Annotated in this window: 15 protein-coding genes and 4 tRNA genes; 6 read left to right on the top strand and 13 right to left on the bottom strand. The window is 58.1% G+C overall.

The window, feature by feature from the left end:
• Positions 1–3: 3 nt before the first annotated feature.
• From F8N85_RS28265 to F8N85_RS28255, 3 genes are all read left to right on the top strand, one after another.
• Positions 4–1,113, top strand: coding sequence for a 2-aminoethylphosphonate--pyruvate transaminase (locus F8N85_RS28265; protein ID WP_150806776.1), 1,110 nt, complete (start codon positions 4–6; stop codon positions 1,111–1,113).
• Positions 1,114–1,318: 205 nt separating this feature from the next.
• Positions 1,319–2,146, top strand: coding sequence for a phosphonoacetaldehyde hydrolase (gene phnX, locus F8N85_RS28260; protein WP_150806775.1), 828 nt, complete (start codon positions 1,319–1,321; stop codon positions 2,144–2,146).
• Between the two features lie 198 nt (positions 2,147–2,344).
• Complete coding sequence (locus tag F8N85_RS28255; protein WP_150806774.1) at positions 2,345–2,893, top strand: cytochrome b; 549 nt, start codon at positions 2,345–2,347, stop codon at positions 2,891–2,893.
• Here F8N85_RS28255 and F8N85_RS28250 read toward each other — a convergent pair.
• Positions 2,890–3,828: a 1-aminocyclopropane-1-carboxylate deaminase/D-cysteine desulfhydrase gene (locus tag F8N85_RS28250; RefSeq protein ID WP_150806773.1), complete on the bottom strand. Its 939-nt coding sequence runs from the start codon at positions 3,826–3,828 to the stop codon at positions 2,890–2,892. The two genes, F8N85_RS28255 and F8N85_RS28250, sit on opposite strands and share 4 nt — an antisense overlap.
• 311 nt (positions 3,829–4,139) lie before the next feature.
• A complete protein-coding gene (locus F8N85_RS28245) occupies positions 4,140–6,179 on the bottom strand; it encodes an NADPH-dependent 2,4-dienoyl-CoA reductase (RefSeq protein ID WP_150806772.1) in 2,040 nt (679 codons plus the stop codon).
• A gap of 207 nt (positions 6,180–6,386) precedes the next feature.
• On the opposite strand from F8N85_RS28245, the gene F8N85_RS28240 reads away from it, so the two are divergent.
• Both F8N85_RS28240 and F8N85_RS28235 read left to right on the top strand, forming a co-directional pair.
• Positions 6,387–7,517 (top strand): nitrilase-related carbon-nitrogen hydrolase, encoded by a 1,131-nt coding sequence (locus F8N85_RS28240; protein ID WP_150806771.1) that lies wholly within the window; start codon positions 6,387–6,389, stop codon positions 7,515–7,517.
• Positions 7,518–7,520: 3 nt separating this feature from the next.
• The gene (locus tag F8N85_RS28235; RefSeq protein ID WP_150806770.1) at positions 7,521–8,558 is read left to right on the top strand and encodes an AraC family transcriptional regulator; all 1,038 of its coding nucleotides are present in this window, start codon (positions 7,521–7,523) and stop codon (positions 8,556–8,558) included.
• Between the two features lie 387 nt (positions 8,559–8,945).
• Here the strand turns inward: F8N85_RS28235 and F8N85_RS28230 are convergent, their stop codons facing one another.
• From F8N85_RS28230 to F8N85_RS28180, 11 genes are all read right to left on the bottom strand, one after another.
• The gene (locus F8N85_RS28230; protein WP_150806769.1) at positions 8,946–9,815 is read right to left on the bottom strand and encodes a DUF2242 domain-containing protein; all 870 of its coding nucleotides are present in this window, start codon (positions 9,813–9,815) and stop codon (positions 8,946–8,948) included.
• Positions 9,816–10,070: 255 nt separating this feature from the next.
• Complete coding sequence (locus F8N85_RS28225; protein WP_150806768.1) at positions 10,071–11,942, bottom strand: SurA N-terminal domain-containing protein; 1,872 nt, start codon at positions 11,940–11,942, stop codon at positions 10,071–10,073.
• A gap of 101 nt (positions 11,943–12,043) precedes the next feature.
• A tRNA-Asp gene (locus F8N85_RS28220) sits at positions 12,044–12,120 on the bottom strand.
• A gap of 54 nt (positions 12,121–12,174) precedes the next feature.
• Entirely contained in the window at positions 12,175–12,447 is a 273-nt protein-coding gene (locus F8N85_RS28215) for an HU family DNA-binding protein (RefSeq protein WP_002552737.1), read from the bottom strand.
• Positions 12,448–12,595: 148 nt separating this feature from the next.
• Entirely contained in the window at positions 12,596–14,992 is a 2,397-nt protein-coding gene (gene lon / locus F8N85_RS28210) for an endopeptidase La (protein ID WP_150806767.1), read from the bottom strand.
• 182 nt (positions 14,993–15,174) lie between these two features.
• Positions 15,175–16,458, bottom strand: a complete 1,284-nt coding sequence (gene clpX / locus F8N85_RS28205) for an ATP-dependent Clp protease ATP-binding subunit ClpX (RefSeq protein ID WP_150806766.1) — start codon at positions 16,456–16,458, stop codon at positions 15,175–15,177.
• Between the two features lie 105 nt (positions 16,459–16,563).
• Positions 16,564–17,205, bottom strand: coding sequence for an ATP-dependent Clp endopeptidase proteolytic subunit ClpP (gene clpP, locus F8N85_RS28200; RefSeq protein WP_150806765.1), 642 nt, complete (start codon positions 17,203–17,205; stop codon positions 16,564–16,566).
• A 90-nt stretch (positions 17,206–17,295) separates the two neighbouring features.
• The gene (gene tig / locus F8N85_RS28195; protein WP_150806764.1) at positions 17,296–18,606 is read right to left on the bottom strand and encodes a trigger factor; all 1,311 of its coding nucleotides are present in this window, start codon (positions 18,604–18,606) and stop codon (positions 17,296–17,298) included.
• 409 nt (positions 18,607–19,015) lie between these two features.
• Positions 19,016–19,100: transfer RNA gene (locus tag F8N85_RS28190), tRNA-Leu, on the bottom strand.
• Positions 19,101–19,156: 56 nt separating this feature from the next.
• Positions 19,157–19,232, bottom strand: a tRNA-His gene (locus F8N85_RS28185).
• A 40-nt stretch (positions 19,233–19,272) separates the two neighbouring features.
• Positions 19,273–19,349, bottom strand: a tRNA-Arg gene (locus F8N85_RS28180).
• A gap of 279 nt (positions 19,350–19,628) precedes the next feature.
• Here F8N85_RS28180 and folD point away from each other — a divergent pair.
• Positions 19,629–20,483: a bifunctional methylenetetrahydrofolate dehydrogenase/methenyltetrahydrofolate cyclohydrolase FolD gene (folD, locus tag F8N85_RS28175; protein ID WP_150806763.1), complete on the top strand. Its 855-nt coding sequence runs from the start codon at positions 19,629–19,631 to the stop codon at positions 20,481–20,483.
• The last annotated feature ends 20 nt before the right edge of the window (positions 20,484–20,503 follow it).

Below are 20,503 nucleotides of genomic sequence, written 5' to 3'. Positions count from 1 at the left end.
AGAATGAGTACTGCCGAACCCATCCTGCTCACCCCCGGCCCATTGACCACGTCGGCCCGCACCCGTCAGGCGATGATGGTCGACTGGGGGTCATGGGATGACCGCTTCAATCAATTGACCGCCAGCCTTTGCGAGCAGCTGCTGACGATCATCAACGGTGCCGACAGTCACCACTGCGTGCCCTTGCAGGGCAGCGGCACCTTCTCGGTGGAAGCGGCCATCGGCACTCTGGTGCCCCGCGACGGTAAAGTGCTGGTGCTGATCAACGGCGCCTACGGCAAGCGCCTGGCGAAAATCTGCGAAGTGCTCGGTCGCTCGTTCAGCACCTTTGAAACCGCCGAAGACGAACCGACCACCGCCGCCGACGTCGATCGCCTGCTGCGGGCCGATACCAGCATTACCCACGTTGCGCTGATCCACTGCGAAACCAGCACCGGGATCCTCAATCCGCTGCCGGAAATCGCCCATGTCATTGCCCAACACGGTAAACGCCTGATCATCGACGCCATGAGCTCCTTCGGCGCACTGCCGATCGATGCCCGGCAAGTGCCGTTCGATGCGCTGATCGCCGCCTCCGGCAAATGCCTGGAGGGCGTACCCGGGATGGGCTTCGTCTTCGCTCGGAAAGAAGCGTTGGCCGAGTCGGCCGGCAACTCCCACTCGCTGGCGATGGACCTGTTTGATCAACACACCTATATGGCCAAGACCGGCCAGTGGCGCTTCACTCCGCCGACCCACGTGGTCGCGGCGCTGCACGAAGCCCTGCTGCAATACAGCGAAGAAGGCGGTTTGCCGGCGCGGCATCAGCGTTACGCCGACAACTGCAAAGTCCTGATCGATGGAATGGCCAAACTCGGCTTGCGCAGCTTCCTGCCGGAGGCGATCCAGGCGCCGATCATCATCACCTTCCATGCACCGAAAGATCCGCGTTACCAGTTCAAGGAGTTCTACGAACGGGTCAAGGCCAAGGGTTTCATTCTGTATCCCGGCAAGCTGACCCAGGTCGAAACTTTCCGGGTCGGCTGCATTGGCCACGTCAATGAAGCCGAGATGCAAGCGGCAGTGGCTGCGGTGGCTGAAGTGCTGCGCGAGATGGAAGTGTTAGAGATCTGATCGCCCCCCGTAGCAGCTGCCGAGCCTGCGAGGCTGCGTTCGGCTGCGTTCGGCTGCGAAGCGGCCGCAAAACCATACGGCTCGTTCCACCTGAAACACCGCGGCGGCTGATTTACGACTGCTTCGCAGCCGAACGCAGGCTCGCGCTGCTCGCCAGCTGCTACGGGCATGTAATTCATCATTCCCCAGACACAGGATTAGAGACATGAACTACAACAACCCAACCCAACTTCAAGCCGCCATCCTCGACTGGGCCGGCACCGTGGTCGATTTCGGTTCATTCGCGCCGACCCAGATTTTCGTCGAAGCCTTCGCCGAGTTCGACGTACAGGTGTCCATTGAAGAGGCTCGTGGCCCGATGGGCATGGGCAAGTGGGACCATATCCGCACCCTCTGCGACCAACCGCAAGTCGCCGAGCGTTATCGCAAGGTGTTCGGCCGTGCACCGACCGACGATGACGTCACCGCCATCTACAAACGCTTCATGCCCCTGCAGATCGAGAAAATCGCCGAGCACTCGGCGCTGATCCCCGGCGCTCTGGAGACCATCGCCAAGCTGCGCGAGCAAGGGATCAAGATCGGCTCCTGCTCCGGTTATCCGAAGCAGGTCATGGACAAGGTGGTCGAACTGGCCGCCACCAACGGCTACGTCGCCGATCATGTGGTCGCCACCGATGAAGTCCCGAACGGTCGCCCATGGCCAGCCCAGGCGCTGGCCAACGTGATCGCCCTGGGCATCGACGACGTCGGCGCCTGCGTCAAGATCGACGACACCGTCCCGGGGATTCTTGAAGGTCGCCGCGCCGGTATGTGGACCGTGGCGCTGATTTGCTCGGGCAACGCCCTGGGTCTGACCTATGAGGGCTACCGCGCCTTGGGCAGCGAGGAACTGGCCAGCGAACGCAAACGCATCCATGCCATGTTCGCAGGCTCCCGCCCGCATTACATGATCGACACCATCACCGATCTGCCGGAAGTCATCGCCGATATCAACAAGCGCCTGGCCAACGGTGAGATGCCACAAAGCGCCTGATGCCCATCACGCTATAAAAAAGCGGCAGCCCTTGAACGGGGCTGCCGCTTTTTTTGTCCGGGAAGGCCGGTCCAGAGCATTCCAGGCCCGACAAAATCTTGATCTACCTCAAGCAAACCCGGACGAACGGGATTACAGTGAAGGGACTCCGTCGCACAAGAATGGAGACTCCAGACCTGATCAATGAGGAAGAAAAACATGCCCTGGAAAAACTCCGACTCGCGCTACAGCACGGTGTCGATTGCCTTGCATTGGCTGATGCTGGTGTTGTTGGCGGTGGTGTATGCCTGTATCGAATTGCGCGGGATCTTTCCCAAGGGCAGTGGCGGCCGGACCCTGATCAAGGAAGCGCACTTCATGCTCGGCCTGACCGTCTTCGTACTGGTCTGGCTGCGGCTGCTCGCCCGGTCCCTGAGCGTTGCGCCAAAGATTCTGCCATCCCCGCCCACCTGGCAAACCCTGCTGGCGACCTTGATGCACTGGGCGCTGTATATATTCATGATCAGCATGCCGATCCTCGGTTGGTTGATTACCAGCGCCGAAGGTCACCAGGTGATGTTTTACGGCGTGGACCTGCCGCTGCTGATCGACCAGGACAAGGACTTTGCCAAGCAGCTCGAAGGCTGGCACGTACTGGGTGGCACCATCGGTTACTGGTTGATCGGCCTGCATGCGCTGGCCGGCCTGTACCACCATTACTTCATGGGCGATAACACGCTGGTGCGGATGCTGCCCAAACGCGGCTAGTGCCGGTCCGTCTCTGCAAAACCCCGGCGGCCCTGTAAGCCGCCGGTGTGCACGAAAATCAATCGAGTGCCCGCAGCGAAGCGTCCCGCTTCAATCTGCTGTTTCAACGCCAACAGCGCCTTGCCGGTGTACAGCGGTTCAAGCGGCACACCGCCGACCCGCTCAGTTAGCTCGATGAACTCAAGTAACTGCGGATCGACTTTGGCGAAACCGCCGCGACTGCCATCGAAGAGCTCATAGGCGCGATGGCACAAGCCCGCCTCCTGGATAATCGCCTCGACCTGCCGAGCGACTCCATGATCATCCGGTACCGCCAAGGCACCATAGACCGGATGCGCCCCTTCCTCGGCCAGCACCAGCCCGGCCAGCGTGGTCCCGGTCCCGGCGGCCAGCCACCAGCCGTCATAGCCGTTCCAGCCCAGTGCACCCAGTTGATCCCGTGCCATGGCCAGCAATCCTGCGCAGCCGCGCGCACCCGGTAGACCGCCACCGCCTTCGGGCACTGGATGCAAATGCGGGTATTGCGCCTGCCACGGCAGCCAGAAGCCGGGTTCATGCCGCGCGCGATAGCCGCCATACCCCAGCCAATGCAACTGCATGCCGAACGCCTGCAAATCCAGAACAGTCGGGGTTGGGGTTGCTTGTGGATGACCGCGCAACAGGCCGACGACAGGAAAACCGAAGCGCTTGCCCGCCGCTGCCAGCGCGTGCAGATGATTGGAGTGAGCGCCGCCCAGACTGATGATGCCCCGGGCCCCGGCAAGATCGGCGGCAGCCAGATGCTCGATCAGCTTGAACCACTTGTTGCCGGAGATCAGTGGGTCGATACGGTCCAGACGCAGCACGGCGACCTGGATATTGGCTTGGGTTAGCCAGTCCAGATGAAGGGATTCGAGGGGGGCATGGGGCTGCCAGTCAAAGGGATTCAAGCCCATGATCGACCTTTGGCAGTAGAGGGAAAGAAGGACATCAGTGCCGCGCGCTTCGAGAATAGTGCCAGCATTCTAGCAACTGATCGGACGCCTTCGCGGGCAAGCCCCAAAGCCTGTCAGTTAGCGTAGATGTTAAGTCTGGCGAATACTTGTGGCGAGGGGGCTTGCCCCCGCTGGGGCGCGCAGCGGCCATAAAAACTGCAAAGGCGTTGTATCAGGGGCACCGCATTCACCGATTTTACGACTGCTTCGCAGCCGAGCGGGGGCAAGCCCCCTCGCCACAGGGTTTTGTGGTTGTCGCAATATTGCGTTGATTACAGCTCGGCAGCTAACCGCGAACCCTGGTTGATCGCCCGCTTGGCATCCAGTTCAGCGGCCACGTCCGCTCCACCAATCAGATGCACGTTCTGCCCGGCAGCCACCAGGCCTTCATGCAATTCACGCAGCGGGTCTTGCCCGGCGCAGATCACAATGTTGTCTACCGCCAGCACCTGCGGCTCGCCGGCTTCGCCCATGCGGATATGCAAACCGTCATCGTCGATTTTCAGGTATTCGACGCTGTTGAGCATCTGCACCTGCTTGTTTTTCAGACCGGTGCGATGAATCCAGCCGGTGGTTTTACCCAACCCGTCGCCGACCTTGGATTTCTTGCGTTGCAGCAGGAACACCTCACGCGCCGGCGCATGAGGTTCAGCCTTGATACCAGCAACACCGCCGCGCGCTTCAAGGTGCGTATCGATGCCCCACTCCTTCCAGAACGCCTCGCGGTCCTGGCTGGTGGATACGCCTTGATGGACCAGGAATTCCGAGACGTCGAAACCGATACCGCCCGCACCGATCACCGCCACGCTTTTACCCACAGGCTTGCGCTCGAGGATCACGTCGAGGTAGCTCAGGACCTTGGCGTGTTCCACCCCTGGAATAGCCGGCAGCCGTGGGGCGATGCCGGTCGCAAGGATAATCTCGTCATAACCGCCCGCCAACAATTGCGCGACATCGACCCGAGTGTTCAGGCACAACTCGACATGGCTGGTCTGCAATTTGCGTTTGAAGTAACGCAGGGTTTCGAAAAACTCTTCCTTGCCCGGTACACGCTTGGCGACGTTGAACTGGCCACCGATCTCACTGGCGGAATCGAACAAAGTCACCTGATGCCCACGCTCGGCGGCGACGGTAGCGGCCGACAACCCCGCAGGCCCGGCACCGACCACGGCGATTTTCTTGATCTGCTGCACCGGCAGGTAATTCAGTTCGGTTTCATGGCAGGCCCGCGGGTTCACCAGGCAGCTGGTCAACTTGCCGCCGAAGGTGTGATCCAGGCAGGCCTGGTTGCAACCGATGCAGGTGTTGATTTCGTCGCCACGTCCGGCCGCGGCCTTATTGACGAAGTCCGGGTCGGCGAGGAACGGCCGCGCCATCGACACCATGTCGGCGTCGCCTTCAGCGAGGATCTGCTCGGCGACTTCCGGGGTGTTGATGCGGTTGGTGGTGATCAGCGGAATGCTCACCGAACCACGCAATTTCGCGGTGACCTTACTGAAGGCAGCGCGCGGGACTTTGGTGGCGATGGTCGGGATCCGCGCCTCATGCCAGCCGATTCCGGTGTTGATCAGGGTCGCGCCGGCCTGCTCGATGGCCTTGGCCAGCTGGACGATTTCTTCCCAGGTACTGCCGCCTTCCACCAGATCGAGCATCGACAAGCGATAAATGATGATGAAGTTCGGCCCTACCGCTTCACGCACACGGCGGACGATTTCCACGGGCAGGCGCATACGGTTCTCGTAGCTGCCACCCCAGCGGTCGGTGCGATGGTTGGTATGCGCCGCGAGGAACTGGTTAATGAAATAACCTTCGGAGCCCATGATTTCGACGCCGTCGTACTCGGCGTGTTGCGCCAGCGTCGAACAGGTGACGAAGTCGCTGATCTGCTTCTCGATGCCTTCCTCATCCAGCTCTTTGGGCTTGAACGGGTTGATCGGCGCCTGGATGGCACTTGGCGCTACTTGCCTGGGGCTGTAGGCATAACGCCCGGCGTGGAGGATCTGCATGCAGATCTTGCCGCCCGCTTCGTGAACCGCACGGGTCACGATCCGGTGTTTCAGCGCCTCTTCCTCGGTGGTCAGCTTGGCCGCGCCCGAGTACACCCCCCCCTCGTCGTTCGGACCAATACCGCCGGTAACCATCAGGCCGACGCCGCCCAGGGCGCGCTCGGCGAAATAAGCCGCCATGCGCTCGAAACCACCGGGCTTTTCTTCCAGGCCAGTGTGCATCGAGCCCATCAGGGTGCGGTTGCGCAAGGTGGTAAAACCCAGATCCAGCGGGGCCAACAGGTGCGGGTAATGAGCGGCGGCCATCGGTAACTCCACAACAAGTAATCACGGAAAAGTGCGGGAGCTCTGCGGCTCCCATCAGTCATGTCGACAGACTAAGAGCACGCCCCCCGCCACTCAATGACCGTAACTGACAACTTATTGATCCAAATGCACAGCGCCCCTTGGCAATCCCGTGCATGGGCCCTACCCTAGTCGCGAACCCTGCACACAGCCGTTTATTGTTTCCCCATGCGCAAACTTCTCTGCTTCACCTTTACCATGGCCTTGATCGCCGTCATCACCACCTATGCGATGTGGACCGCCGAACGCCCCGTCGGCCATTACCTCTCGGACTTGCGGATCAATCTCGCCGTGGACCAAGGCATTCGTGCCGACCGCGGCAACCTGCTGGGCATCCAGCCCGAGCTGTTCCCCAGCGACTATCAAAGCCCCCAGCGTCTGCATCGCAAGCTCGCCGCGTATCTGCAGCAAGCCCGGGATCAAGACTTGCTGAATGCCAAGACCATCGTTGTGCTGCCAGAACATATCGGCACCTGGCTGATGCTCAGTGGCGAGAAAAACGAGGTGTATCAGGCCACCAGCCTTGATGAAGCGATGAACTGGCTGGCGGTCAGCAACCCGCTGGCATTTGCCAAGGCACTGCTCAGCGCCAAAGGTGACAATCGCCTGGACGATGCGCACCTGCGCATGAAAGCCAAAACCATGGCCAGGGACTACCAGGCGCTATTTGGCGGGCTGGCCAGGGAATTCGGCGTGACGCTGGTAGCGGGTTCGATCGTGCTGCCAGAACCCAGCGTCAGTGACGGGCTGCTGAGTGTCGGGCCTGGTGTGCTGTACAACAGCACCCTGGTGTTCGGCAGCGATGGCGCGCCGATCGGCCAGCCGCAGCGCCAGCTGTATCCAAACTTCGATGAGCAGGGTTCGATCCAGCCCAGTAGCGACCAGACGATCAACGTCATCGAGACCCCGGCCGGACGCCTGGGGGTGCTGATCGGCAGCGACAGCTGGTACCCCGACAACTACCGCAAACTCAACGACCAGGGCGCGCAGTTGATCGCGGTTCCGGCCTCTGTCATCGGCCGCGGCGCCTGGGATAAACCCTGGCGCGGCTATAAAAGCCTGTCGACGCCCGGCGAAATCAGTCTCAAGCCCGGCGAACTCAGTGAAGGTGCGGCCTGGCATCGCCTGACATTGATCAGCCAACTTCCCAGCAGTCAGGCCCTGGCGGGTATGAGTGTGTTCTTGCGCGGTCAGTTCTGGGATCAAGGCAGCGACGGCCAGAGCTTTATCAGCAGCAACGGTCAAACCATCGCCGACGGCAATGCCCGTGGCGCCCGCCTGTTGAACATCTGGTTGTAGCCGATGAAACCGCTGCCGATGCGCCTCGGGGATCTGTCGGTCGGCTTTGTCCATAGCCTCGCCGACGCCGTGCGCAGCCATGGCCTGGACCCGCAGGAGCTGCTCGACCAATACGGTCTTGACCCGGCGCGTCTGGCCGAGGCCGGCGCCCGGCTGTCGATTCCGCGCTACATGCGCCTCGGTCATGCGGCCATTCAACTGACTGGCGACCCCGCCTTGGGATTGCGCATGGGCCAGCTCAGCCGCCTCAGCCAGGCCGGCCTGGCCGGAGTCACGGCCGCCCAGGCACCGACGGTGCGGGAAGCGGCGCGCTGCCTGATCCGCTTCGAAGCCCTGTACGGCTCGAACTATCGCGGCCAATCGAGTTTCCATGAAGATACCCAAGGCGCCTGGCTGAGGTTCTATTCCATCAGTCCCTACAACGCCTACAACCGTTTTGTCGTGGACTCGATCATTGCCGGCTGGCTACAGCAGTTATCCAGCCTGGGCCAGGCGCTGCATGCCGAGCAGATCGACATCGAGTTCGCCGAACCGGATTACCGCGAACGTTATGAGGTGCTGGGTGATTGCCCGATCCATTTTGGCGCCGAGCACAATCAGCTGCGTCTGAGCCAGACCAGCCTGGCGCTGCGCAACCCCGAACATTGCCCGAGCACCTGGCGCCTGCTGCTCAAACTCTGCGAACGGGAACTGGAGCTGTTGACCCGAACCCGGAGTCTGCGTGAACGCATCATTCAGCTGCTCGGGCCATTGCTCAACGGCGGTCGGGAACCCGACCTGGAAGAAGTGGCGGCACGCCTGAAACTGCCAACCTGGACCTTGCGTCGCAAGCTCACCGAAGAAGGCACGCAGTTTCGCGCGATTCTCAACGACACTCGCCGTGATCTGGCCATGACCTATATCCGCGATACCGAACTGGCGTTCGGGGAGATCGCCTACTTGCTGGGTTTTGCCTCAGCCGAGGCCTTTCAACGGGCCTTCAAACGCTGGAACGGCCAGACCCCCGGCGAGTTTCGCCGCAGTCATCGGCAATCCGCCTGAAGTACTCTCCCGCCATTACAGCTCGGTAGCGTCTTCTGCAGGCTCCAGCGGATCCAGTTCGAATGCTTGATATTCCAGAAGCTCTTCTTGGTATTCGTCCATTGCGAAATCCTTTTGGGTGCGGTGGAAACCGATTGATTAAATGACCTCAGACCTCAGCATAAAGTGCCTTTGTGACGAAAAAAATACGTCGTCATGACGTCAAGGCACTTAAAAATTAAACGTAGCAGATCCCGACGAATTTACCGCCGTGCTTTGTAACGATTTTCAGGAGTGTGCCGGCTGCGCTGAATGCGTAAACCGATGATGGGCTGAACGCCCATCGTGGTGTGCCGCGAGCGATGGTCCGTTACGGGATCAATTATCCCGCAGCGGTCTGAGCCCGGCTTACTGAGCCGAAACCGGCATCGAAGAAATGGGTTCTGTGGGCGGCGGCAGCGAATCCGGATTGGCGGGTGGCGCAGTGGATTCGTTCGACGAGGCCGGCTCCGCGGACTCCTCAGGGGCAATCGGCGCGTTGTCAGCTGGAGGTGCCACTGGCTCAGAGGCAGGGGCATTTTCGGCGGGCATCATATTGGCCGGTTCTGTGGGGGGTGCGGCGGGCGCGGCGCCAGGCTCTGGTACGGTAGGTGCAGGCTCGGGCTCGGGGGCCGGCGCTGGTGCCGCCTGGGCTTCGGGCACCCCCAGAACAGTCTTCGGTTTCTCGGTGATATGCGCGATTTTCTTGGCTTCTGGCGGCAAGAACAACTCGACCAGCGCAAAGAACCGCTCATAAAACTTGGCTGAAGACACGGTTTCGCTGGCGACCTTGACCATCGAATCGTCGGAGGAACCGATCGGCATCGACACCGAACCCAATACACCGACCCCGAGGCTGGCAGAATTGTTGGTCTTCTTCAGCGCATAGCGGTCCTGCAAGGCATTGGCGAACATCGTCGCATGGTGACCGGCACTGCCGTCTTCGGCACAGACCACGTTGAAGCTGATCTCCATATGCGAATCGCCGGTCTGCTGAAAGCTCTTGTGACCGCTGATCAACTTCGGATCGCTGCTGGTAATGATGTAACCCTGGCTCAGCAGGGCGCGGCGCGCAGCTTCGCAGGTGGCGGCATCGCTGACCGGATAATTGCGCGAGAAAGTGCCGGAGTCGGCAAAATCTTCATGCTCATAAATGGCGGCTTTCTTTTCCGAGCAACCTGCAGCGCCGACCATCACAAGCGCCATTACCGCGAAACGCATGTGGAGTGATTTAAACATTGAACATCCTGGGCAAAACGGTTCGGGACGTATTGTGCAACAGATCGACCCTCGTGGGCGTACCGTTTAGTGTCTTAAAAGTATTACAAGCTTGATGAGCCCAGTTTACGGGGGAAAGTCACGCAGATAAATGATCAATGAACACTCGCCACTTGGTCGCTGTGAGCCGACTGGAGCATTTGATAGCCCCATAAACAAAAAACCCCAGCCTTGCGGCCGGGGTCTTTGTTAACTGCGTAGTGACTCAGTCAGGCATCAGAACTTCTCGATGTCCGCCTGGCTTTCCAGCTGCTTGCGATAGGCAGCAAAGTCTTGCTGACCCACGCGCGAGGCCAGGAAGCGACGGTATTGAACCTTCTCTTCCTCGGTAGGCGCTGCCGCTTCGTTGACGCCGTTCAGGCGCACGATCACCAGGCTACCATCGGCCAGGGTCACGCTGGTGAAGGTCGGCTTGTCCTTGGCTTCAGGCTTCGGCATGCGGAACAGCGCCTGCAGCACGGCCGGGTCAATCCCTTCCTGGCCACGCGTGACGGCTTCGAGCACTTTCCAGTTCTGGCCATCCAGCGCTTTGTCCAACGGCGTCTTGCCGTCGCGCAGGCTGGTGATCAGCTCCAGGGCCTTGGTCTTGGCCGCAGCACTTGCATGCTCCTTGGCCAATTGCACGCGGATGTTCGCAGCGACGCTTTCCAGTGGCAGTTGCTCAGGCTTGCGATGCTCTTTGGCACGCAGGACCACAACGGTTTCCGGATCCAGTTCGATGGCGGTGCTGTTGGCACCTTCATCCAGGACTTCAGGGCTGAACGCCGCCGTCACTACAGCACGGTTGGCTGCCACCCCCTCACCGCCTTCACGACCAAACGGTGCAGAGGTGTGAACGGTCAGTTTCAGCTCTTGAGCCGGCTGGGCCAGGTCGGACGCTTCGAAAGAAGAGTCTTCCAGTTGCTTGGTCGCTTCGACAAAGCGCTGCTCGACCTGTTGGGCCTTGAGCTCGCGAGTCAGCTTGTCTTTCAAGCTGGCGAAACTCGGCACTTCAGGAGCCTCGACGCCCAACAACTTGATCAGGTGCCAACCGAAGTCGGTACGAACCGGTGGCGAAACTTCATCCTTGTTCAAGGCGTACAAGGCCTTTTCGAAGGTTGGGTCATAGACACCCGGACCGGCGTAACCCAGGTCACCACCGTTCGCCGCCGAACCTGGATCCTGGGAGAACTCTTTGGCCAGGGCCTCGAAGCTTTCACCTTTGGCCAGGCGCGCCTGAACTTCGTCGATTTTGGTCTTGGCTTGCGCCTCGTTCACCTTGTCATTGACTTCGATCAGAATGTGCGCGCCCCGACGTTGCTCGGAGATATTGGCGGTTTCCTTCTGATACTGGGCCTGCAGGTCTTCGTCCTTGACGCTGACCTGGTCAAAGAAAGAAGCTTTCTTCAACTCGAGGTAATCGATCACCACCTGGTCGGGAGTCATGAACTCCTTGGCATGTTCGTCGTAATGAGCCTTGATCTCTTCATCAGTCACTTTGACTGCCGATGGATCGGCCTTGATGTTCAAGGAGGCAAAATCGCGGGTCTGTTTTTCCAGACGGGCAAACGCCAGAACCTGAGCATCGGTGACAAAACCGCTACCTGCCAGGCCTGCACGCAATTGACCGATCAGCATTTCCTGCGCCAGCATCTGGCGGAATTGCATACGGCCGTAGCCCAGCTGACGGATCACCTGATCGAAACGCTCGGCGCTGAATTTGCCGTCGACCTGAAATTCAGGTGTTTGCAGGATCACCTGATCCAAAGCCGCTTCGGAGAAAGCGAACTTCGATTTGTCTGCGCCTTGCAGCAACAGCTTGCGGTCGATCAGCCCTTTCAGAGCGGATTCACGCAACATTTTTTCGTCGAGCAAGGAAGCATCGAAGTCCTTGCCCAGCTGTTGCATCAGCTGACGGCGTTGCATGTCGACCGCCTGGCTCAGCTCGTTCTGACTAATCTCTTCACCATTGACCTTGGCGGCGTCCTGGCTGTTGGTAGTGGCCTGGAAAATGGCCTCGATACCGGTAAAAGCCATCAATACGACGATGATCCCGATAATGGTCTTGGCAATCCAGCCTTGTGAATTGTCCCTGATATTCTGCAGCATGCGTCCCCCAGAAACGGTTGTACTTCAAATTAAGCAACCGTGGAGCGTGGGTAGAATCCGGATAGAAGAAAGGCGCATCCGAGGATGCGCCTTCTCGTAACTGGCGGAGCGGACGGGACTCGAACCCGCGACCCCCGGCGTGACAGGCCGGTATTCTAACCGACTGAACTACCGCTCCGCTGCCAAGTCAGGAATGACCCCGACCCGGATGGGTAAAGACTTGAAAAGACGCTTAGTTGACAGCTTCTTTCAGTGCTTTACCGGCTTTGAAACCTGGTTTTTTGGCTGCTGCGATTTCCAGCGTCTTACCGGTCTGTGGGTTACGACCAATGCGAGCTGGACGATCGGTTACGGAGAAGGTGCCGAAACCAACCAGTACAACAGAGTCGCCAGCCTTGAGAGCGCCAGTGACGGATTCGATTACAGCGTCCAGCGCACGGCCAGCAGCAGCTTTCGGGATATCAGCGGATGCAGCGATAGCATCAATCAGTTCCGACTTGTTCACTCTAAGTCCCCTTATATCTATTTGAGTATGATTCTAAGTTTTTTGGTGAAAGCAAAAGCGAGTGCTGAATGGCCTACAGACACTTAAGAGCCGCTTTATAACAAGGGCTCTAAAAAGCTGTCAAGGAAGCCCCCCAGGCAAATTCGTACTAATGCGTGCTAATTCTTTCCTTAGAATCAGACTCGCGTTTTTCATCCTTTGCAACTATCTCCGGAGCCACATCCGGCAAGGGCTCCGGCGCGTATTGCAGCGCAATTTGCAGGACCTCGTCAATCCATTTAACTGGTTTAATCTGAAGATCTTGCTTGATATTGTCGGGAATTTCCTTCAAGTCGCGGACATTCTCTTCAGGAATGATCACGGTTTTGATCCCGCCACGGTGTGCCGCCAACAGTTTTTCCTTCAGACCGCCAATTGCCAGAACCTGGCCACGCAAGGTGATTTCACCGGTCATGGCAACATCCGCACGTACCGGAATCCCGGTCAGTGCCGATACCAGGGCCGTACACATACCTACACCGGCGCTCGGACCGTCTTTAGGCGTAGCCCCTTCCGGCATGTGGATATGGGTGTCACGCTTCTCGTGGAAGTCCAAAGGGATCCCCAGGCTCTTCGCACGACTACGCACAACCGTCAGCGCCGCAGTGATCGATTCGACCATTACGTCACCCAGGGAACCGGTCTTGATCAACTGACCCTTGCCCGGTACCACGGCTGCTTCGATGGTCAGCAACTCACCACCGACCTGAGTCCAGGCCAGGCCTGTTACCTGTCCGATCTGATCCTGCTGTTCAGCCAGGCCGTAGCGGAATTTGCGCACTCCAAGGAAGTGTTCAAGCATCTCGGCTGTCACTTTTACCGAGAAGCGTTTTTCCAGTGAATGCTCTTTGACCGCCTTGCGGCAAACCTTGGCGATCTGTCGCTCAAGCCCACGCACACCTGCTTCGCGAGTGTAATAGCGAATGATGTCGCGGATCGCCTCGGCGTCGAACTCCACTTCGCCTTTCTTCAAGCCGTTGGCCTGAATCTGCTTGGGCGAGAGGTATTTGACGGCGATGTTGATCTTCTCGTCTTCGGTGTAACCCGGCAGACGAATCACTTCCATCCGGTCGAGCAGCGCCGCCGGGATATTCATCGAGTTGGCGGTGCAGAGGAACATCACATCGGAAAGGTCGTAGTCGACTTCCAGGTAATGGTCGTTGAAGTTGTGGTTCTGCTCCGGATCGAGCACTTCCAGCAACGCCGACGCCGGATCGCCACGCATGTCGCTACCCATCTTGTCGATTTCATCGAGCAGGAATAGCGGGTTGCGCACACCCACCTTTGTCATCTTTTGAATCAATCTTCCCGGCATCGAACCGATGTAAGTGCGCCGATGACCACGAATTTCCGCTTCATCACGCACGCCACCGAGGGCCATGCGCACGAATTTGCGGTTGGTCGCATGGGCAATCGACTCCGCCAGGGACGTTTTACCGACCCCGGGAGGACCGACCAGGCACAACACCGGACCACGAATTTTCTTCACGCGCTTTTGCACGGCGAGGTATTCGAGGATGCGTTCCTTGACTTCATCCAGACCGTAATGGTCGGCGTCGAGGATATCTTCAGCCCGCGCCAGGTCCAGACGCACCTTGCTCTGGGCCTTCCACGGCACCTGAACCAGCCAGTCTATATAGGTACGCACCACTGTCGCTTCAGCAGACATCGGCGACATTTGTTTGAGTTTGTTCAGCTCGGCTTGAGCCTTGGCCAAAGCGTCTTTCGGCAAGCCGGCGGCATCGATGCGCTTTTTCAGCTCTTCGATTTCGTTATGGCCTTCGTCGCTATCACCCAGCTCTTTCTGAATGGCCTTCATCTGCTCATTCAGGTAGTACTCGCGCTGGCTGCGCTCCATTTGCTTTTTGACGCGACCACGAATGCGTTTTTCAACTTGCAGCAGGTCGATCTCGGCATCCAGCAACGCCAGAACGTGCTCGACCCGGGCCGACAAATCGATGATTTCGAGGATTTCCTGCTTCTGCTCGATCTTCAGCGCCATGTGCGCCGCCATGGTATCAACCAGGCGACTTGGCTCATCGATGCTGTTAAGCGACGACAGCACCTCGGCAGGGACTTTCTTGCCCAGTTGCACATACTGCTCGAACTGAGCCAGCAGGCTGCGGACAAAGACTTCCGACTCACGCTCGGGCGCATCGACTTCGTCGATCAGCGAGACTTCGGCACGGCAGTGGCCGTCCACTTCGATGAAACGTTCGACCGCACCGCGCTGCTCACCCTCGACCAGCACCTTGACCGTGCCGTCAGGCAGCTTGAGCAGCTGTAGAACTGTCGCGATGGTACCCACGCGATAAAGTGCTTCTTCTCCCGGATCGTCGTCGGCAGGGTTTCTCTGGGCCAGCAGGAGAATCTGCTTGTCGCCCGTCATCGCGGCCTCGAGGGCTTCGATGGATTTCTCGCGCCCCACGAACAGCGGGATAACCATGTGCGGATAAACCACAACATCACGCAATGGCAGGAGAGGCAATTCTATGGTTGTCTTCATGATTTCGCCTCTACGGCGGCCATAAGGCCGGAAACAGATGGAATTAAGCTTGAAACCAAGATGGGGGCTACCTTCGAAAAAAACAAGCTTAAAAGATCGTCCAAAGGTGGCCCGAACCTTTGAAAGTTCCTGCAAAAGCAAAGGGGCCCGAAGGCCCCCTCTTGAATCCAGCAGTATGACGCTTAAGCGTCTGGCGCTGCCTTGGCCGTCGGCTCACTGTTTTCGTAGATATACAGTGGCTTGGACTTGCCTTCTATAACGCTTTCGTCGATCACTACTTTACTCACCTCGGACTGCGAGGGGATCTCGTACATAGTGTCGAGCAACACGCCTTCGAGGATCGAACGCAATCCACGAGCACCGGTCTTGCGCTCAAGCGCACGCTTGGCCACCGACTTGAGTGCGTCGGCACGGAACTCCAGATCGACGCCTTCCATCTCGAACAGCTTCGCGTATTGCTTGGTCAGGGCATTTTTCGGCTCGGTGAGAATCTGCATCAAAGCAGCTTCGTCGAGCTCGTCCAGGGTGGCCAGAACCGGCAGACGACCAACGAATTCCGGGATCAGACCGAACTTGACCAGATCGTCAGGTTCGACTTCACGCAGGGATTCACCGACCTTCTTGCCCTCTTCCTTGCTGCGCACTTCGGCGTTGAAGCCAATGCCGCCACGGGTGGAACGGCTTTGAATGACCTTTTCCAGCCCGGAGAACGCACCACCGCAAATAAACAGGATGTTACGCGTGTCGACCTGAAGGAATTCCTGCTGTGGATGCTTGCGACCACCTTGAGGCGGTACAGAAGCCACAGTGCCTTCGATCAACTTGAGCAACGCCTGCTGCACGCCTTCACCGGAGACATCCCGGGTAATCGAAGGGTTGTCGGATTTGCGCGAGATCTTGTCGATCTCATCGATGTAGACAATGCCCATTTGAGCTTTTTCTACGTCGTAATCGCATTTCTGCAGCAGTTTCTGAATGATGTTCTCCACATCTTCACCGACATAACCAGCCTCGGTGAGGGTGGTGGCGTCAGCGATGGTGAAGGGTACATTCAGCAGGCGAGCCAGTGTTTCGGCAAGCAGGGTTTTACCCGAGCCTGTCGGGCCGATCAGCAAGATGTTGCTTTTGCCGAGCTCGACGTCGTCATTCTTTTTGTCACGCTGGTTGAGGCGTTTGTAGTGGTTGTATACCGCTACGGCCAAAACCTTTTTCGCACGTTCTTGACCAATCACATACTGATCAAGGATGCCGCTGATTTCTTTAGGCGAAGGCAATTTATGCGCGCTGCTTTCTGCCTGTGCTTCCTGCACCTCCTCACGGATGATGTCATTGCACAGGTCGACGCACTCGTCGCAGATAAAGACCGAGGGGCCGGCAATCAATTTGCGCACTTCATGCTGGCTTTTGCCACAGAAGGAGCAATAGAGCAATTTGCCGTTGTCCTCGCCGTTGCGGGTGTCAGTCATTCGATCGATCCAAATCCGATAGGCTTGCAACACAAGATGAAGGCAATTGCGGGCTTTTTCAAGCCCGCAGGCGGTCGGTTAACCAACCACCTACATTTGGGCTGCTTAGGTTGGCATTTTACGCTTGTCGATCACGGTGTCGATCAGGCCGTATTCAGCCGCACGTTCTGCGCTCATGAAGTTATCACGCTCGGTATCGCGTTCGATGACTTCAAGGCTTTGCCCGGTGTGATGGGCCAGCAACGAGTTCAGGCGAAGACGAATGGCGAGGATTTCCCTGGCATGAATGTCGATATCCGACGCCTGCCCCTGGAAACCGCCCAACGGCTGGTGAATCATCATGCGCGAGTTAGGCAGGCAGTGACGCTTGCCCGCAGCGCCACCGGCGAGCAGGAACGCGCCCATGCTGCAGGCCTGGCCGATGCAGATGGTCGACACGTCAGGCTTGATGAATTGCATGGTGTCGTAGATCGACATCCCCGCAGTCACCGAACCACCTGGTGAGTTGATGTAAAGATGGATGTCCTTGTCCGGATTTTCCGCTTCAAGGAACAGCAGTTGCGCCGCGACCAGGTTGGCCATGTAGTCTTCTACCGGGCCAATCAGGAAGATCACTCGCTCCTTGAGGAGGCGCGAGTAGATGTCATAGGCACGTTCGCCACGGGCGGACTGCTCGATAACCATCGGGACCAGGCCGCCTGCGGCCTGGATGTCAGAGCTCTGCTGATAATAAGAATTGCGGGACATGTCCGGCAGTCACTCCCAAATAGTTATGTCTTGAATACGCATAAGCCAGCGCAAAGGCTGGCTTATGTGTGTATTTCAAACAAAGAAAAATCAGTCGGCTTGTGGTGCTTCCACCGGCTTGACCGCTTCTTCGTAAGAGACCGATTTGTCGGTCACGCTAGCTTTCTGCAGAACAGTATCCACAACTTGCTCTTCCAGCACAACCGAACGGACTTCGTTCAGCTGCTGGTCGTTCTTGTAGTACCAGGACACAACCTGCTCAGGCTCTTGATACGCCGAAGCCATTTCCTGGATCATTTCGCGAACGCGGGCTTCGTCAGGCTTGAGGTCGAATTGCTTGACCACTTCAGCCACGATCAGGCCCAGCACTACACGACGGCGGGCTTGCTCTTCGAACAGCTCGGCCGGCAGTTGATCAGGCTTGATGTTGCCACCGAACTGCTGAACAGCCTGCACGCGCAGACGGTTGACTTCGTTTTCCAGCAGGGATTTCGGGACTTCGATCGGGTTGGAGGCCAGCAGACCGTCCATTACCTGATTCTTGACCTTGGATTTGATCGCCTGACGCAGCTCGCGCTCCATGTTCTTGCGAACTTCGGTGCGGAAACCTTCAATACCTGTTTCCTTGATACCGAACTGAGCGAAGAATTCTTCGGTCAGCTCCGGCAATTTCGGCTCGGATACAGTGTTCACGGTAACGGTGAACTCTGCTGCCTTGTTAGCCAGGTCCAGGTTCTGATAGTTTTCCGGGAAGGTCAGGTTCAGAACACGTTCTTCACCGGCTTTAGCGCCAACCAGACCGTCTTCGAAGCCAGGGATCATGCGACCGGAACCCAGAACCAGCTGAGTACCCTTGGCAGAACCGCCCGCGAACACTTCGCCGTCGACCTTGCCAACGAAATCGATGTTCAGCTGGTCTTCGTTCTGGGCAGCGCGATCAGCTTGCTCATAACGGATGTTCTGCTTGCGCAGGACTTCCAGCATCTTGTCGAGATCGGCATCCGCCACGTCAGCGCTCAGGCGCTCGACATTGATACCTTCGAAGCCGGCAACGGTGAACTCCGGGAACACTTCGAAAACTGCGACGTATTCCAGATCCTTGCCAGCTTCGATCGACTTAGGCTCGATCGAAGGCGCGCCAGCCGGGTTCAGCTTCTGCTCGACAACAGCTTCGTAGAAAGAAGACTGGATCACGTCGCCTACAGCTTCCTGACGCGCATCAGCACCGAAACGACGCTTGATTTCGCTCATTGGCACTTTGCCTGGACGGAAGCCAGCGATCTTGGCCTTTTGGGCAGTCTGCTGCAGACGCTTGTTGACCTGAGTCTCGATGCGCTCAGCTGGCACGGTGATGCTCATGCGGCGTTCAAGAGCAGAAGTATTTTCAACAGAAACTTGCATGGATATTCCTCGTTGCACAGACGTTAGCCGGCCGTTTCCGACCCCAGAATCAAGGGCATGCATTCTAGTGGGTCAAACTCAAGAAGTCACCCTACTGAAAACGGGTAAAAAAGCAGCAGGCAATTTATAGGCGGGGGACAAACGGTTGCGCCCCGCCCTGAGAGCAAATACAGCGAATCAAGCCAGGGCCCTGGACCAACCCTTCTATATATAGGAAGGAGCAATCCTCACCCTGACGACCGAAACCCACGGGCTCCGACAGACAAGCCAGGCATCATTCAGCAACATAATGACGACGAACCGTCATCCTGTCAGCCCGGCACCTGCGGCCGCGCCGACTTCTGAAACGAAAACGGCGCAGCCCTTTTCAGGTGCTGCGCCGTTATCTGCTATTAAATAGCCACTTAATTGGTGCGGACGAAGAGACTCGAACTCTTACACCTTGCGGCGCTGGAACCTAAATCCAGTGTGTCTACCAATTCCACCACGTCCGCGTATCAAGCTTTTAAAGCAAAGGCGCCAGATTATTAATCTGGCGCCTTTCTAAATATGGGGTGGACGAAGGGGATCGAACCCTCGACAACGGGAGTCACAATCCCGTGCTCTACCAACTGAGCTACGCCCACCATATTGCCATGTTGCGTTACTTGTGCCAAAGCTGCCTAATGGCGCACCCGGCAGGACTCGAACCTGCGACCATCCGCTTAGAAGGCGGATGCTCTATCCAGCTGAGCTACGGGCGCCTTGTTAATCTGTATTCTTGGACGATTACAAACTAAGTGCTTTCAGTCTTACCGAGTTAACATCAACTCTGCTCAACCTTCTTAACCAGTGCTAGGCTGTGCCCGACAAGTGCGACGAATGTTATAGGTGGTCCGGTAGGTCGTCAACTCTTTTTTGAAAAAAATTCATTTAATTAAAGGGGTTAGGGGAATTTGCAGACCAAGCGCCTTTGCCCTCACGTCACGACATGCGAGAATGCGTTCTCTTTTCTTCCCCCTCTCGATGGTTAATCACGCGTCATGACTGCACAACTAATCGACGGCAAAGCGATCGCCGCTCGCCTGCGCCAGCAGATCGCCAAACGTGTCGCCGAGCGTCGCCAGCAAGGCTTGCGCACTCCCGGCCTCGCGGTGATCCTGGTCGGCAGCGACCCCGCCTCTCAAGTTTATGTCTCGCACAAGCGTAAAGACTGCGAAGAAGTCGGCTTCCTTTCGCAGGCCTATGACTTGCCCTCCGACACCACCCAGCAAGCTTTGACCGATCTGATCGATCGCCTCAACGATGACCCGAACATCGACGGCATCCTGCTTCAGCTGCCGCTTCCCGGACAACTGGAAGCTTCCAGACTGCTGGAACGCATTCGCCCGGACAAGGACGTGGATGGTTTCCATCCTTATAACGTCGGCCGCCTGGCACAACGCATCCCATTGCTTCGTCCCTGCACGCCAAAAGGCATCATCACCCTGCTGGAAAGTACCGGTGCCGACCTTTATGGAATGGATGCGGTCGTGGTGGGTGCTTCCAACATCGTCGGCCGTCCGATGGCGATGGAGTTGCTCCTGGCTGGCTGCACCGTCACCGTCACTCACCGCTTCACCAAGGATCTGGCTGGCCACGTTGGCCGCGCCGATCTGGTGGTGGTGGCCGCCGGCAAGCCGGGCCTGGTCAAAGGCGAGTGGATCAAGGAAGGCGCAATCGTCATCGACGTTGGCATCAACCGCCAGGAAGACGGCAAGCTGGTCGGCGATGTGGTGTATGAAACCGCCCTGCCCCGCGCCGGCTGGATTACTCCGGTTCCAGGCGGGGTCGGCCCGATGACGCGTGCCTGCCTGCTGGAAAACACGTTGTACGCCGCGGAAACGTTGCACGGCTGATCATTTGGCCACTGCTTCAC

Origin of the sequence: Pseudomonas fluorescens (genome assembly GCF_902497875.1) — a bacterium.
Taxonomy (GTDB): Bacteria; Pseudomonadota; Gammaproteobacteria; order Pseudomonadales; family Pseudomonadaceae; genus Aquipseudomonas; species Aquipseudomonas fluorescens_BR.
This window is presented reverse-complemented; position numbering and strand designations above follow the sequence as displayed.

Excerpts from the sequence above, each read along its gene's own strand:
- F8N85_RS28265 (WP_150806776.1), top strand. The coding sequence starts at position 4 with ATGAGTACTGCCGAACCCATCCTGCTCACCCCCGGCCCATTGACCACG.
- F8N85_RS28225 (WP_150806768.1), bottom strand. The coding sequence starts at position 11,942 with ATGCTGCAGAATATCAGGGACAATTCACAAGGCTGGATTGCCAAGACC.
- tig (WP_150806764.1), bottom strand. The coding sequence starts at position 18,606 with ATGCAAGTTTCTGTTGAAAATACTTCTGCTCTTGAACGCCGCATGAGC.
- F8N85_RS28235 (WP_150806770.1), top strand. The coding sequence starts at position 7,521 with ATGAAACCGCTGCCGATGCGCCTCGGGGATCTGTCGGTCGGCTTTGTC.
- clpP (WP_150806765.1), bottom strand. The coding sequence starts at position 17,205 with ATGTCCCGCAATTCTTATTATCAGCAGAGCTCTGACATCCAGGCCGCA.
- clpX (WP_150806766.1), bottom strand. The coding sequence starts at position 16,458 with ATGACTGACACCCGCAACGGCGAGGACAACGGCAAATTGCTCTATTGC.
- folD (WP_150806763.1), top strand. The coding sequence starts at position 19,629 with ATGACTGCACAACTAATCGACGGCAAAGCGATCGCCGCTCGCCTGCGC.
- F8N85_RS28245 (WP_150806772.1), bottom strand. The coding sequence starts at position 6,179 with ATGGCCGCCGCTCATTACCCGCACCTGTTGGCCCCGCTGGATCTGGGT.
- F8N85_RS28250 (WP_150806773.1), bottom strand. The coding sequence starts at position 3,828 with ATGGGCTTGAATCCCTTTGACTGGCAGCCCCATGCCCCCCTCGAATCC.
- lon (WP_150806767.1), bottom strand. The coding sequence starts at position 14,992 with ATGAAGACAACCATAGAATTGCCTCTCCTGCCATTGCGTGATGTTGTG.
- F8N85_RS28230 (WP_150806769.1), bottom strand. The coding sequence starts at position 9,815 with ATGTTTAAATCACTCCACATGCGTTTCGCGGTAATGGCGCTTGTGATG.
- F8N85_RS28255 (WP_150806774.1), top strand. The coding sequence starts at position 2,345 with ATGCCCTGGAAAAACTCCGACTCGCGCTACAGCACGGTGTCGATTGCC.
- F8N85_RS28240 (WP_150806771.1), top strand. The coding sequence starts at position 6,387 with ATGCGCAAACTTCTCTGCTTCACCTTTACCATGGCCTTGATCGCCGTC.
- phnX (WP_150806775.1), top strand. The coding sequence starts at position 1,319 with ATGAACTACAACAACCCAACCCAACTTCAAGCCGCCATCCTCGACTGG.